This window comes from Aminobacter niigataensis (assembly GCF_014200015.1).
In the GTDB taxonomy this organism is placed as follows: domain Bacteria; phylum Pseudomonadota; class Alphaproteobacteria; order Rhizobiales; family Rhizobiaceae; genus Aminobacter; species Aminobacter niigataensis.
This window is the reverse complement of record NZ_JACHOT010000001.1, coordinates 1,729,470-1,743,197: the sequence shown is the minus strand read 5'-3', so window position 1 is coordinate 1,743,197 and position 13,728 is coordinate 1,729,470. Positions and strand designations below refer to the sequence as shown.

Sequence of the window (13,728 nt, the reverse complement as noted above, 5' to 3'; positions counted from 1 at the left end):
CCCGGCGCCGCGCTTGTTCGAAAGGAAAACACAGTGACCATTCATGCAAAGACCGAGAATGACGGCGAACTGCTGTGGTTCAACGGCACGCTTGCAACCATCCGGGTTTCGGGTCAGGCGGGAGCCGACACCATCAGCGTCATCGAACACCTGATGCCATACGGATCGTCGCCGCCGCTCCATATTCACCACAACGAGGACGAGGTCTTCCACATCCTCGAGGGCGTGGTGCGTTTCAACGTCGGTGGCAAGGATCTCTACGGCCGCGCCGGCCAGACCCTGCTGGCGCCGAAGGGCATTCCGCACAGCTATCGCGTCGAATCCGCCGAGGGCGCCCGCTGCCTGACCATCACCACAGGCGGCGACTTCGAGCGCATGGTGCGCGAAGTCAGCATTCCGGCTCCCAGGGCGGAGATCCCACCGCAGGAAGCGCCGACGCCCGAAGTTATTGCCATGCTGAGCGAGGCTTGCGCCCGCAACGGCATCGACATCATCGGCGCGCCGTTGAGCTGACGTGACTGGGGTGGCGGGGCGGATGGCGTCCATTCGTCCCGCCGTCGCTTTTGTGATGGATTTTCACCTTGCCAGGCGCGACACTTGCCCAGATGCACTCCAATTCGAGGCGGCAAGCTGGCCATGAGCAACGCGTTTTTGTCCCATCTTTCCTCCGAACTGGAGGGGCTGAAGTCGGCAGGGCTCTACAAGTCCGAGCGCGTCATCACCTCCACGCAGAGCGCCGAGATCGAGGTCGGCGGCGAAAAGGTGCTGAACTTCTGTGCAAACAACTATCTCGGCCTCGCCGATAGCCATGAGTTGCGCGACGCCGCCAAGAAGGCGCTCGACCGCTACGGCTATGGCATGGCCTCGGTGCGCTTCATCTGCGGCACCCAGGAAGAGCACAAGCAACTGGAGGCGAAGCTGTCGGCGTTCCTCGGCATGGAGGACACGATCCTCTATTCCTCCTGTTTCGACGCCAATGCCGGCCTGTTCGAAACATTGCTTTCTGAGGACGACGCCATCATTTCCGATGCGCTCAACCACGCCTCGATCATCGACGGCGTGCGGCTGTCCAAGGCCAAGCGCTTCCGCTACGCCAACAACGACATGGCAGCGCTCGAGGAGGAACTGAAGAAGGCCGAAGGCAGCCGCTTCAAGCTGATCGCTACCGACGGCGTGTTCTCGATGGATGGCATCATCGCCAATCTCGGCGGCGTCTGCGACCTGGCTGAAGAATACGGGGCGATGGTGATGGTCGACGACAGCCATGCCGTCGGCTTTGTCGGCAAGCACGGCCGCGGCACGCCGGAACATTGCGGCGTCGAGGGCAGGGTCGACATCATCACTGGTACGCTGGGCAAGGCGCTGGGCGGCGCCTCGGGTGGCTATACCGCAGGTAAGCGCGAAGTTGTCGACTGGCTACGCCAGCGGTCGCGCCCCTACTTGTTTTCCAACACGCTTGCGCCCTCGATCGCGGGAGCGTCGATCAAGGTGCTCGACATGATCGCCTCAGGCGGCGCCTTGCTCGAAAAGCTCTATGCCAATGCCGAGCGCTTCCGTTCGGGCATGGGCAAGCTTGGCTTCACGCTTGCCGGTGCCGACCATCCCATCATTCCTGTCATGCTGGGCGACGCCGCCCTCGCCCAGGAGATGGCGGCACGGATGCTCAAGCGCGGCATCTACGTCATCGGTTTCTCATTCCCGGTCGTGCCCAAGGGGCAGGCGCGCATCCGCACCCAGATGTCGGCGGCACATTCGGCTGCCGACATTGACCGGGCGGTGGCCGCTTTCGGCGAAGTCGGACGAGAGTTGGGCGTCGTTTCGTAAGCTGCCAGCGGCGCCAAAAGCGATTCTGGATCAAGGGATTCGCAGGAGAAGACAATGTCGAACATGATGCGCGCTCTGGTGAAGGCCAAGGCCGAACCCGGCATCTGGATGGAAGAGGTGCCGGTGCCCGAGGTCGGTCCCAACGACGTGCTGATCAAGGTTAGGAAGTCGGCGATCTGCGGCACTGACGTCCACATCTACAATTGGGACCAGTGGGCACAGAAGACCGTGCCGGTGCCGATGGTCACAGGACACGAGTTCGTCGGCACGGTTGCCGATTTCGGCGCCGGCGTGAAGGACTACAAGGTCGGCCAGCGGGTCTCGGGCGAGGGCCATATCGTTTGCGGCCATTGCCGCAATTGCCGCGCCGGGCGAGGGCATCTCTGCCGCAACACGCTGGGCGTCGGCGTCAATCGCCCGGGCTCCTTCGCTGAATATGTCGCCATTCCCCAGCATAATGTCGTGCCGATCCCCGACGACGTGTCCGACGAGATCGCCGCGATCTTCGACCCGCTCGGCAACGCCGTGCATACGGCCCTGTCCTTCGACCTGGTCGGCGAGGATGTGCTGGTGACGGGCGCCGGCCCGATCGGCATCATGGGTGCTTTGGTGGCGCAATGTGTTGGCGCGAGAAAGGTCGTCATCACCGACATCAACCCTGTCCGCCTGGCGCTGGCGAAAAAGCTGGGCGTCCATCATGTGGTCGATGCCTCCCGGGAAAAGCTGCGCGACGTGATGCGCGACGAGGGCATGACCGAAGGGTTCGATATCGGGCTTGAGATGTCAGGCTCGGCGGTCGCCTTCCGCGACATGATCGACACCATGAACAATGGAGGCAAGATCGCCATCCTCGGCATCGCGCCGACCGGCTTCGAGATCGATTGGAACAAGGTCATCTTCAAGATGCTGCACCTCAAGGGCATCTATGGTCGCGAGATGTTCGAGACCTGGTACAAGATGATCGCGTTGGTGCAGGGGCCGCTCGACGTGACGGGTCTCATCACCCACCGCATCGGCATCGACGACTACCAGGCCGGGTTCGATGCCATGCGCAGCGGAAATTCCGGCAAGGTGGTCATGGATTGGTGAGCCACAGGAAAGTTTTTTCACTATAAGGTGAATTTTTCGAACAAACCGGCGTTGCCAAGCGAATAGGCGATTTGCTATTGGAGCAGACCGTTCGCCTGGAACCGACGATGCGCCGCCATATTCGCACGCTTACCGCCCGGCACGAACCGCAAGGGCAATTCCTTTCGCACCTCAAGTCGGGGTCGGGGGCGGTCGTGGGCATGGCGACCGTGGGTGGTTTAGCCTCGGTCACTGGCTTGCCGATGCTGATTGCACCGTTGGGCGCGACTGCGGTTCTCCTGTTTGGCCAGCCAGCGAGCCCACTGGCACAGCCGATCAATATTTTCGCCGGCTATTTCATCGCAACCTTGATCGGCGTGGCCGCGGCTATGACTTTCCCGGGGCTGTGGGAAGTGTCGGCGGTCGCTGTCGGCGTTTCGATCGCGCTGATGCTGATGTTCCGCGTAACGCATCCGCCGGCGGGCGCGATCCCGCTCGTGGCAACCGCTTCGCCCTATCAGGGCGGCACGCTCTTCGTTGTCATTCTGCTCGGTTGCGTCAGCCTTCTGGTGCTGGCATTGGTTCACCACTGGATTCCGCCGCGGGCGCAATATCCACGCCGCGTCGACTGACGCTTTCGCCTTGCCACGAACCTTGACGGCGCTTTAGCTTGGGCGCCTGCAGCGAGGTGTGGCATGAATCAGGATATCGGAGCGACAGGCTCGGCGCGGGGCAGAAGCGCATGAGCGATCGTCTCGTTCTGCTCGGCACCAAGGGTGGTCCGGCGATCCGACCCGGTGGGCCCTGGCCGACTTCCACACTTCTCGAACTCGGCGGCCGCACCATCGTCGTCGATTGCGGGCTCGGCGTGACGCGCGGCCTGACCGACGCGGGCCTGAGCCTGAAAGCGCTCGATCTCATCTTCATTACCCATCTTCATTCCGACCATGTGCTTGAACTGGGAGCGTTGATCCATACCGCGTGGACGGCCGGGCTCGCGACACCGGTCCGGCTGTTTGGCCCCATCGGGTTGAATCGATACTGGCAAAGTTTCGTGCAAGCGCTTGAATTCGACATCGAAACCCGGATCGACGATGAGGGCCGTCCCGACCTGCGCAGGATGGTCGAAGTTGTGGAGCTCAGTGAAGGGGATGTGCTGCGCGACGGTGCACTTGGCGTCACCGCCCTGCGTGTTGACCACCCGCCAGTGACCGAGTGTTTCGCCCTTCGCTTCGAGCATGCGGGCAAGAGCATCGTATTTTCTGCCGACACGGCCTTCTTTCCACCGCTCGCCGATTTCGCTCGAGGCGCCGCAATACTGCTCCACGAAGCAATGCTGGAGGAGGGCGTCGAACGGCTGGTGGCGCGTACCGGCAATGGCGTCCGCCTGAGGCAGCACCTGATGGCAAGCCATAGCCTGGCAGGGGAAGCTGGCACCATTGCTGCCAGGGCCGGGGTTGGACGGCTGGTGCTCAACCACCTCATTCCAGCCGATGATACCGAGATCGGCGAAGCCGACTGGATCGAGGCTGTCAGGAAAACATGGAATGGTCCCTTGACGATCGGCCGCGACGGGCTTGTTGTGGTGGTCGAGGGCGATGACGCCCGCAATCGGGAGGACCTGCATGAAACTGGCGACGCTGAAGAACGGTTCGCGTGACGGGAAACTGGTCATCGTCTCGCGCGACCTGACGCGATACACCGATGCCTCCTTCCTGGCGCCGAATTTGCAGGCGGCGCTGGACGACTGGCGCCGGATTTTCCCGCATCTCACAGCATTGGCCGATTCGCTGGAAATAGGCTCGGTGCCTTCGTCGCGCTTCCATGAGCATGACGCCCATTCGCCCCTGCCTCGCGCCTACCAGCGCCTGGGCGGCGGCGATGCCTTTGTTGGCCCGCGCGACCCGATCGAACTCGCCGGCAAGACACGCGACGCCAAGATCGAGGCGGCCGTCGCCGTGATCGTCGCGGACGTTGCGATGGCGGCGACAGCAGACAGCGCCAAGGACGCCATTGCCCTTGTCGTGCTTTCGGCCGATACGGACCTCGATGCCGGGCAGAGCGGAACGTCGGCGCTGTCGCCTGTTGCGGTGACGCCGGACGAACTTGGCGATGCCTGGGACGGTGCGGTGCATCTGCCGCTGCTGGCAGGCACGCGAAGCATTGCCTCGGTCGGCTGGACCAGCTTTCCCAAGCTGATTGCCGATGCGGCGGCGACCAGACCGCTGGGCACCGGTGCCATTGTCAGGGGCGCGGTTGAGACGTTGTCGGTTTCGCTCGGCGACACGCTGCGCGTCGAAATGAAGGACAAGTCCGGCCACTCCATCTTCGGCGCGATCGAACGCCAGGTCGGCCGCTTCGAGCCGGCCTGAGGCCGCCATGGACTTGACGAGCCACTTTCGCTGCATGGCGCGGAACAATCTGTGGTCGAACGACCGCATCTACCGCGCCGTGCAGGCCTTGAGGCCGGGCGAATTCGAGGCTGTGCGGACCAGTTTCTTTCCGTCCCTCAAGGAGACGCTCAACCATATCCTGTCAGTCGATATCTATTATCTCGACATGATCGAAGAGGGCGGTGAGGGGCGAAGGGTGTTCGACCGTTTTGTCGATTTCGACGACGCGGTGGCGTTGGCAAGAGCTCAAGCGGAGTTCGACCGCCGGCTGATCGGCTGTTGCGACCGGCTGACGGAGGCCGATCTCGACAGGCCGGTGCTCTCCGACCGCGGCGAGGCGGGGCAGATACCCGAGCGCATCGGCGATCTGCTTGCGCATCTCTACATCCACCAGATCCACCATCGTGGTCAGGTGCATGCGATGTTGTCGGGCACTTCCGCCGCCCCGCCGCAACTCGACGAGTTCTTCCTCGACTACGATCTGCAGTTCCGCAGCGAAGAGGTCGAGCGGCTGGGGCTTCAGGCGAGTGCGACGTCGTAGTGCGAGAACAATGGATCGGCGGTGAGGATCGACAGGTTCTCGGTCTGCGCTTGTGCGATCAGGAGACGGTCGAACGGGTCGCCGTGATGGCGAGGCAATCCGGCCACGCGCTGTGCGTGCTCGATGGTGATGGCAAGCGGCGTAAACTGCATTCTAGGAAGGAGGACGTCGAGATTGATCGGCGCGTCCAACTTTCCGATGTTCTGCTTGATCGCAATCTCCCAGACGCTCGCCGCGCTGGCATAGACAATCGTCGAAGAGGCGAGAATCTTCCGGTGTGCTGGCCTCAGTCGTGGGTCGTCGTTGATCGACCACAGGATGATATGCGTGTCGGCGAGAAAGGCCTCGCCGGTCACTTCATGTAGTCCTTGAAGTCATCAAGCGGCGCGTCAAAATCCTCAGCGATCCAGATCTTGCCCTTGAGCGCACCGATCCGGGGAAGCAATTCCCGTTCTGGCTCCGGCGGCATGACGCGCGCCACGGCCTTGCCGTGGCGCGTGACGACAATCTCCTCGCCGGCTTCAGCCCGCTTGATGAGTTCGGAGAACTTGGCTTTGGCCTCGGCGACGGAAACGTTCATGGGCACAATCCTTATGACCATAATTTAGGTCATAATTGGTGGTCCTGCAAATCGAAGCGCGTCCGCTGCCGCTCCAATCAACCCTTGCTCTGCTGGATTGCCATGTAGAGGTTGGTGCAGCGGGCGCCCGAGCGGCAATAGGCGAAGACCGGACCTTCCATCTCGTCGAGCGCATCGGCCATGTCGGCAACATTGTCGCCGGTCATCTGGCCGCTGATGACGGGGATATGGCGGAAAGCAAGGCCGGCTGCCTCGACTGCTGCCTTGACGCTGCCTGCGGAAGGCTGGCCGGGCTGCTCGTCGTCGGGCCGGTTGCAGATCACGCTCTTGAAGCCAGCGGCCTTGACGGCGGCAACTTCGTCCGGCGTGATCTGGCCGGAAACCGAGTAATCGTCGGTGATCTGGCGAATTTCCATGTTCGTCCTCGCAAGGGTTCGTGGGCCGCAGTCGCGGCCGGTCGGCGCCAGTCTTGCCACTGCTGGCGCCCCGGGGCAACCGTCTGCAGGTAGCAGATGCAGGACGGGGGAGCCGGTGTGTCCGGCTCCCCCGTCATTTCAATGGGCTTCTCCGGATCCGCCGACGGCAACGAGGTTGAACGGCTTGCCTTCGACGGAAATCTCCTCAGTCGGCGTAAAGGTCGTGGCATCGACGGTATGCAGGACGCCTTTCAGCGGGTCCGAGACCACGATGCGATCGCCGGCGACGGCGATGCGCGGACGCGGGTCGCTCCAGTGGCCGTCCATGCTGTAGGGCTCGGTCAGCTTGAGCGAGGCATCCACCTTGCCCGCCACCACGTCGATCCGGTGCAATTGGCCGTCTTCGGTGAAGACATAGGCGAACTTCGCCCGCACAGGATCGACGGTGAAATGCACGCGGCGTGTCGGCAGTTCGATCAGCCTGAAGGCGTCATCGGACTTCGGATCGATCAGGACGACGGCGCTGGGACCATAATTGCCGAGGAAGTATTGCAGGCCGCGACCGCCCACCAGCGTCGTCGATTTGCCTTCGGGAAGGTCGGCGTAGGGCAGCAGGTTGATCGCAGGGGCACCTGTGCCTGTCGAAGTGATGAGTAGGCCTTTGGCGCAGGCAACCGCAACAAGGTTGCCCGATGACGCCTCGCCGTGCAGGTCCGGGCAATCGTGCAGGCCCCCGACGGACGCTCCCGAACGGTCGACCACGCGAATGCCGATGGGCAACTCATCGGGTTTTTCCAGGTTCGGCTCCGACACAAACACGTGGTCGCCCAGGGCGATGGCCACGCCGTGATGCGGCGCGTCGGTAGTCACTTCGCGAATGGCCGGCTTGCCCTCGAGAATGTCAGCCTCTCGTGTGACCCGCGTCTTCCCCTCTCCGTCGAAGAACAGGGCGATGTCGCCCTCATGGTCGACGAAATGCGACGGCTTCTTGCCCTCGAAGCTGACATCAAGAAGCTTTGGCGCCTCCATGCTGATGTCGCCGTGATCGCCATGGTCGCCGAAAGAAATGCCGCTCGAAAGCACCGAGATCACATCGCCCTTGCCCTGCACGGCAAAGACGGTGCGGCCGCTGGCGGAGCGGTAGAGGCTGGTCGGTGCCCTGACGTTGAACGTGTCGATCTTCTGGCCGGTCTCCATGTCGATGGCGTGGACGATCGGTTGGGCGTGATCGGAAACGAACAGCCGCCATGCGGTTTGTTCCTCCGCGAAGGCAGAAGCAGTGGCGAAACCGAGCAGAACGGCAAGCGCAGGCGTGGAGGCGAGCAGATGTTTCATACGTTCCTCATAAAATGTTATTACATAACAGGTGGAGTTTGAGAAAAAGGCGAGGTTTTGGGCCCCGCCTCATGCCGGCTGGTTAGTCAGATCGGATTGTGGGGCCAAAAGGCGGCCTGCTGGCCGCTTGGCGATATCTGGTTAGCTGCCGAGGATCGCGCCCTTGATGGTGGCGATGTTGGTCTTCATCATGTCGATGTAGGTCGCGGCCGGGCCGTCGGCCTTGGACAGCGCGTCGGAATAGAGCGTTCCACCGACTTTGACGCCGGTTTCCGAGGAGATCTGCTCGATCAGGCGCGGATTTGTGATGTTTTCCAGAAAGATCGCCGATGCCTTGTCGCCGCGCACCTGCGAGATCAGCGCCGCGACATCGGCCGCCGAGGCCTCCGCTTCGGTCGAAATACCCTCCGGCGCCAGGAAGGTCAGGCCGTAGGCGTTCTCGAAATAGCCGAAGGCATCGTGCGAGGTGATGACGATGCGCTTGTCCTCGGGGATTGCCGCCACCGCCACCTTGACCTCGGCATCGGCCGCGTCGAGTTTGGCGGTATAGACTTCGGCGTTTGCCTTGTAGCTGTCGCAGCCGGTGGCGTCGGCGGCGCAGAAGGCGTCGGCGATGTTCTTCACATAGATCCTGGCGTTGGCGATCGACTGGAAGGCGTGCGGATCGAGGTCGCCGTGGTTGTGATCGTCGCTGCCTGCCTCGGCAGTGTGCTCATGCCCTTGCTTCATCTTGATCGGCAACACGCCCTTGGTCAGTTCGACCACCGAAGCCTTGGTGGCGCTGGCCTCGACAAGGCGTTGCAGGAAGCCTTCGAACTGCAGGCCGTTGACCAGGACGACATTGGCCTTGGACATGGTCACCGCGTCGGCGGGCGAGGGCTCGTAGACATGGGCGTCGCCGTCCGGTCCGACCAGCGTGGTCAGTTCGATGCGGTCACCGCCGACATTCCGGGCGAAGTCGCCGATGATCGAGAAGCTTGCCACGACCTTGAGCGGTTCGGCAGAGGCCGAAGTCGTTCCGAGCGAGGTTAATGTTATAACACTCATAAGCGAGGCGAAGCCAATTGTCCTGAGCATATGTCTCTCCATGTTGAAGCGGATCAGGCGGTGCGGTGGCGGTGGCGGCGAAGCTTGGTGTTGAAGACGCCGCGCGTACCGAAAAGAATGGAAGCGAGGTAAATCGCCCCTGCCGAAAGGATGATGGCCGGGCCCGAGGGCAGGGAGGCGTGGTAGGACACCAGCAGCCCGGCGACGCAGGAAATCGCGCCAAAACCGAAGGCCAGCGCACACATCGGCTCGACCCGCGCCGTCCAGAAGCGGGCGGCTGCAGCCGGCAGCATCATCAGGCCGACGGAGAGCAGGGTGCCTAGCGCCTGGAAGCCGCCGACGAGATTGAGCACGACGAGGCCGAGGAAGATGAAGTGGACCGGCGTACCGAGCCGGCTGACCGAGCGCAGGAACAGCGGGTCGAGGCATTCGGCGACCAATGCGCGCCAGAAGATGGCAAGCGTCAGCAACGTGAATCCTGAAATCAGCGCGATCAGCGTCAGCGCGTCGTTGTTGAGCGCCAGCACCGTGCCGAACAGCACATGCATGAGATCGACGCTCGAGCCGCGCAGCGACACGATGAGCACGCCGAGCGCCAGCGAAATCAGGTAGAACGCCGCCATCGACGCGTCCTCGCGCTGGACGGTGAAGCGCGACACGGCACCCGCGCCAAGCGCCACGATGACGCCGGCAATCAGCCCGCCGATGGTCATCGGCACGATCTGCAGCCCATAGAGCAGGAAGCCTGCGGCGGCACCCGGCAGGATGGCATGCGCCATGGCGTCGCCGGTCAGGCTCATGCGCCTCAGCATCAGGAACACGCCGACCGGGCAGGCGCCCAGGGCCAACATCAGCGAGCCGGCAAGCGCGCGCTGCATGAAGCCGAATTCGACGAACGGAGCGATCAGGAAATCATACATGTTCAGGCTGCCCGCGGGCCGGATTCGTGGTCGGGATGGCCGTGGACCTCGCCGTGCTCATGATGGTGATGATCGTCATGGCTGTGCGCGTGGACATGGCCTGGTTCCGGTTCGCACCATGGCGCATCGTCATGCCAGGCTTCGTCGAAGCGCCGGGCTCTCAGGAGGTTTTCCGGGCGCAGCGTCTCGATGGTTTCGCCCCACGCAACCGGCTGGCGGGCGAGCAGCAGGGTGTTGGGAAAATGGGCGCGCACCAGCTCGAGATCGTGGGCGACCACCATCACCGTGCGGTTTTCGCCGTGCCAGCGCTTGATCAGCCGGATCAGGTCGCCGACCGTCTTGGCGTCGACCGCGTTGAACGGCTCGTCGAGCAGGATGATGTCGGCGTCCTGGACCAGCACGCGGGCAAACAGCGCACGCTGCAGCTGTCCGCCCGAAAGGGTGTCGATAGGCCGCTTTTCGAAGCCCTCCAGCCCGACGGCCATCAATGCGTGGCTGACGGCCTCGCGATCCTCTTTGGTGTAGCGGCCGAGCAGGCCACGCCTAGGCCACAGGCCGAGCGAAACGAGATCGATCACGCGGGCGGGAAAGCTGCGGTCGAGTTCCGACTGCTGCGGCAGATAGGCGATGCGTTTTCCCGGAGCGACGGTGCAGGAGCCGGCCATCGGCTTCAACACGCCGACGATGCCCTTCATCAGGGTGGATTTGCCCGAGCCATTGGCGCCGACCACCGCCGTCAACGAACCGGCCTTGATCGAGCCGTTGAGATGGTGGACCGCTGGATGGCTGCTGTAGCCCAGCGTCAGGTCCTTGAATGTCAGGCAGGCGTCGGTCATCGGTCTGTCCACAGGCGGCCGCTCGTTCGAACTCTGGATATGTGATGTTATTACATTAGTCAACGAGGCGGTGCGACAAAGCGGTGCATTTTCCCCATAGGGCCGCAACTGACAGGACTGGCCCACGGAATTTGACCATTGCGGCCTTGCGCCGATGGGGCAGCAAAATCTAAGAAGGCGCCACCTATAACGGAAGGAGACCACCATGAGCGTTCGTCGTATCGATGTCGGCCCTCGCATGAGCCAGATCGTCATCCACAACAACACCGTTTACCTGGCTGGCCAGGTTGGCGCCCCGGGCGAAAGCGTTGCCGCGCAGACCAAGGCCATCCTGGCCGAGATCGACGCCCTGCTGGCCAAGGCCGGCACCGACAAGACCAAGATCCTGCAGGCGATCATCTGGCTCGACGACATGTCGACCTTCGCCGAAATGAACTCGGTCTGGGATGGCTGGGTGCCTCAGGGCAACACGCCTGCACGTGCAACCGGTGAAGCCAAGCTCGCCGGTCCGGAATACAAGGTCGAGATCATCGTCACGGCTGCTGCCTGACGATAGCCTTAGGCTTCAAGTCCAACGAAACGCCGCGCGTCCCCGGGATGCGCGGCGTTTTTGCTTTTTGGCTAGCTGTCGGAAGGCGTGAAGCGGGCGACCACCGCATGGGCGTTCGCCGGATAGGTGAAGCGCACATGCGTGACCGGGCGCTCGGCGCTCCATGTCCGCCTTTCGATGACAAGGCAGGGCGCCCCTGCGGCAAGGCCAAGGTCCACGGCGATCTCGGCATCGGCCGCCGCCGCGCGTATGACGTGTTCTGCCGCACTCCAGGGCACTTGTCCGATCAGCCAGGGGCCGGGGGCAGTTTCAAGGAACTCCTCGTCCGCAGCCTCGGGCACGGCAGCGAGATTGATCAGCCGGTCTTCCGTGCAAAACGGCCGCGCACCGGCATAGTGGCGGCATTTCAACGCCAGAAGCTGGCCCGAAACGCCGGCCCCCAGCCTGTCACGGTCAGCCGCGCCTGCACGCCGCTTGAGCTGCGAGATCAGTTCGTAGCGGTAGGGCAGGCCGAGCGCTTCGACCTCGATGCGGATGTCGTGGATTTCGAGCACGGCTGCCTGCGACTGCGGCCTGCGCACGAAGCTGCCGGAGCGCCGACGCCGTTCGATCAGCCCGGCTTTGGCGAGTTGCGACAGCGCCTTGTTCACGGTCATGCGCGAACAGCCATACTCTTCGGTCAGTTCGTGTTCGAAGGGGATTCGGTACCCCGGCTCCCATTCGCCCGAAACGATGCGATCGCGGATGTCGTTGAGGATGCGCTGGTAGAGCGATGTCGATGCATCGCCGCTCTCCGGCGCTTCAACTAGGTCCGCTATCGAATCAGGCACCAGGATTTCCTCGCCTTTACGCCGCCGTCAGTTGCATCATCACGCTCCGGAACCGCGCCGCAATAGCATCGCGGCGGAAATGTTGGCCGCCCGACACGACTTTGCGTCCCCGGACCCAGGCACAATCGACCTTGCCGCCGCGCGCGAAGATCCAGGCGTCGAGAATGGCGTCGCCGGTTTTCCCTGCGAGGGTCGGGTGGCCTGCGTCGAGCGAGATGAAGTCGGCCGGCGCACCCGCGGAAATTGCGGCGTTCCCTGCGCCGAGCGCTTGTGCTCCGCCTTCGAGTGCCCGGTCGAAAAGTGCGCGGCCGGTCGATTGGCCTGATGTCGCAAGCACATTGCGGGCCCGGTGTGCCAGCCGCTGCGAGTACTCGAGCATGCGCAGTTCGCCGCCGACGCCGATCTCGACATTCGAATCCGAGCCGACGCCGTATCTGCCGCCGTGTTCGACGAACAGCGGCGCAGAAAAGACGCCGTCGCCGAGATTGGCCTCGGTGATCGGGCACAGGCCGGCGACCGCTCCCGACCGAGCCATGGCGATCGTCTCGGCCTCGGTCATGTGCGTGGCGTGGATCAGGCACCAGCGCCTGTCGACATCAGCGTTGCGCAACAGCCACTCGACGGGCCGGGCCCCTGACCAGGCGACGCAGTCTTCGACTTCTTTCACCTGTTCGGCGATGTGGATGTGGATCGGCCCGGTGGTCATGGCTGTGACAACCGGCAATTCATCCGGGGTCGCCGCGCGCAGGCTGTGGGGCGCAAGTCCGAGCACCGCGCCGTCGATGCCGGCAACCGCTTCGCCGCACTTCTCAAAAAGCTGTGCGAAGCGATTCGTATCGTTGATGAATCGCCGCTGACCTTCATTTGCCGGAGTGCCGCCGAAACCGGAGTGGGCGTAGAAAACCGGTAGAAGGGTGAGCCCGATGCCGGTGTCGACCGAAGCTGACGCGATGCGTTCGGCCATCTCGGCGATGTTGGCGTAGGGGCTGCCGTCGCGGTCGTGGTGGAGATAGTGGAACTCGCCGACGCGCGAAAATCCCGCCTCCAGCATTTCGACATAAAGCTGCGCCGCCACCCCCTCGACCTGGTCCGGCGTCATCGACAGGGCGAAACGGTACATCACCTCGCGCCACGACCAGAAGCTGTCGGACGACGGGCCGCGGATTTCGGCGAGGCCGGCCATGCCGCGCTGGAAGGCGTGACTGTGCAGGTTTGGCATGCCCGGCAGCACGATGGCGTGGCGCTCGTCGTTCGAGGCGGTGACGGCTCCGGCTTCCACCTGATCGATGCGTCCGCCGGCCAGCGTCAGCCTCACATCTCGTTGCCAGCCATCGGCCAGAAGCGCCTGTTCCGCAAAGATTGTTGCCACCATAATCTCCTCACCACTG

17 protein-coding genes are annotated in these 13,728 nt (G+C 63.3%); 8 read left to right on the top strand and 9 right to left on the bottom strand.

All coding sequences use genetic code 11. The features are described 5' to 3' along the window. Nucleotides 1–33: 33 nt before the first annotated feature. From GGQ99_RS08710 to GGQ99_RS08680, 7 genes are all read left to right on the top strand, one after another. Nucleotides 34–513 (top strand): cupin domain-containing protein, encoded by a 480-nt coding sequence (locus GGQ99_RS08710; RefSeq protein ID WP_183262063.1) that lies wholly within the window; start codon nucleotides 34–36, stop codon nucleotides 511–513. A gap of 123 nt (nucleotides 514–636) precedes the next feature. Next, nucleotides 637–1,824 carry a glycine C-acetyltransferase gene (locus tag GGQ99_RS08705; protein WP_183262061.1) on the top strand — a complete coding sequence of 396 codons (1,188 nt, stop codon included), beginning with the start codon at nucleotides 637–639 and terminating at the stop codon, nucleotides 1,822–1,824. A 54-nt stretch (nucleotides 1,825–1,878) separates the two neighbouring features. Then, nucleotides 1,879–2,913 carry an L-threonine 3-dehydrogenase gene (gene tdh, locus GGQ99_RS08700; protein WP_183262060.1) on the top strand — a complete coding sequence of 345 codons (1,035 nt, stop codon included), beginning with the start codon at nucleotides 1,879–1,881 and terminating at the stop codon, nucleotides 2,911–2,913. 77 nt (nucleotides 2,914–2,990) lie between these two features. Next, nucleotides 2,991–3,524, top strand: coding sequence for an HPP family protein (locus GGQ99_RS08695; protein WP_318762060.1), 534 nt, complete (start codon nucleotides 2,991–2,993; stop codon nucleotides 3,522–3,524). A 110-nt stretch (nucleotides 3,525–3,634) separates the two neighbouring features. Then, a complete protein-coding gene (locus tag GGQ99_RS08690) occupies nucleotides 3,635–4,552 on the top strand; it encodes an MBL fold metallo-hydrolase (protein WP_183262058.1) in 918 nt (305 codons plus the stop codon). After that, nucleotides 4,518–5,264, top strand: a complete 747-nt coding sequence (locus GGQ99_RS08685) for a fumarylacetoacetate hydrolase family protein (protein WP_108608600.1) — start codon at nucleotides 4,518–4,520, stop codon at nucleotides 5,262–5,264. The genes GGQ99_RS08690 and GGQ99_RS08685 overlap by 35 nt, the downstream gene beginning before the upstream one ends. A gap of 7 nt (nucleotides 5,265–5,271) precedes the next feature. Continuing rightward, a complete protein-coding gene (locus GGQ99_RS08680) occupies nucleotides 5,272–5,826 on the top strand; it encodes a DinB family protein (RefSeq protein ID WP_183262056.1) in 555 nt (184 codons plus the stop codon). On the opposite strand, the gene GGQ99_RS08675 is transcribed toward GGQ99_RS08680, so the two are convergent. The 7 genes from GGQ99_RS08675 to aztA form a co-directional block, all read right to left on the bottom strand. Next, the gene (locus tag GGQ99_RS08675) at nucleotides 5,805–6,182 is read right to left on the bottom strand and encodes a PIN domain-containing protein (protein ID WP_183262054.1); all 378 of its coding nucleotides are present in this window, start codon (nucleotides 6,180–6,182) and stop codon (nucleotides 5,805–5,807) included. The two genes, GGQ99_RS08680 and GGQ99_RS08675, sit on opposite strands and share 22 nt — an antisense overlap. Continuing rightward, on the bottom strand, nucleotides 6,179–6,406 hold the full coding sequence (locus tag GGQ99_RS08670; protein ID WP_183262052.1) for a type II toxin-antitoxin system Phd/YefM family antitoxin: 228 nt from the start codon (nucleotides 6,404–6,406) through the stop codon (nucleotides 6,179–6,181). Before GGQ99_RS08670 ends, GGQ99_RS08675 begins: the two co-directional genes overlap by 4 nt. Before the next feature lie 77 nt (nucleotides 6,407–6,483). Then, nucleotides 6,484–6,822, bottom strand: coding sequence for a protein tyrosine phosphatase family protein (locus GGQ99_RS08665; protein WP_108608596.1), 339 nt, complete (start codon nucleotides 6,820–6,822; stop codon nucleotides 6,484–6,486). A gap of 138 nt (nucleotides 6,823–6,960) precedes the next feature. Further along, complete coding sequence (aztD, locus tag GGQ99_RS08660) at nucleotides 6,961–8,157, bottom strand: zinc metallochaperone AztD (RefSeq protein WP_183262051.1); 1,197 nt, start codon at nucleotides 8,155–8,157, stop codon at nucleotides 6,961–6,963. A gap of 141 nt (nucleotides 8,158–8,298) precedes the next feature. After that, the gene (gene aztC / locus GGQ99_RS08655) at nucleotides 8,299–9,234 is read right to left on the bottom strand and encodes a zinc ABC transporter substrate-binding protein AztC (protein ID WP_183262049.1); all 936 of its coding nucleotides are present in this window, start codon (nucleotides 9,232–9,234) and stop codon (nucleotides 8,299–8,301) included. Nucleotides 9,235–9,257: 23 nt separating this feature from the next. Then, a complete protein-coding gene (aztB, locus tag GGQ99_RS08650) occupies nucleotides 9,258–10,124 on the bottom strand; it encodes a zinc ABC transporter permease AztB (RefSeq protein WP_183262047.1) in 867 nt (288 codons plus the stop codon). Between the two features lie 2 nt (nucleotides 10,125–10,126). Then, the gene (aztA, locus tag GGQ99_RS08645) at nucleotides 10,127–10,960 is read right to left on the bottom strand and encodes a zinc ABC transporter ATP-binding protein AztA (RefSeq protein WP_183262045.1); all 834 of its coding nucleotides are present in this window, start codon (nucleotides 10,958–10,960) and stop codon (nucleotides 10,127–10,129) included. A 205-nt stretch (nucleotides 10,961–11,165) separates the two neighbouring features. On the opposite strand from aztA, the gene GGQ99_RS08640 reads away from it, so the two are divergent. Then, nucleotides 11,166–11,510 carry a RidA family protein gene (locus GGQ99_RS08640; RefSeq protein ID WP_055979001.1) on the top strand — a complete coding sequence of 115 codons (345 nt, stop codon included), beginning with the start codon at nucleotides 11,166–11,168 and terminating at the stop codon, nucleotides 11,508–11,510. Nucleotides 11,511–11,581: 71 nt separating this feature from the next. Here GGQ99_RS08640 and hutC read toward each other — a convergent pair whose 3' ends face one another. Both hutC and GGQ99_RS08630 read right to left on the bottom strand, forming a co-directional pair. After that, complete coding sequence (gene hutC, locus GGQ99_RS08635; protein ID WP_343061696.1) at nucleotides 11,582–12,340, bottom strand: histidine utilization transcriptional repressor HutC; 759 nt, start codon at nucleotides 12,338–12,340, stop codon at nucleotides 11,582–11,584. Nucleotides 12,341–12,356: 16 nt separating this feature from the next. Beyond that, nucleotides 12,357–13,709 carry a formimidoylglutamate deiminase gene (locus tag GGQ99_RS08630; RefSeq protein ID WP_183262043.1) on the bottom strand — a complete coding sequence of 451 codons (1,353 nt, stop codon included), beginning with the start codon at nucleotides 13,707–13,709 and terminating at the stop codon, nucleotides 12,357–12,359. Between the last annotated feature and the right edge of the window lie 19 nt (nucleotides 13,710–13,728).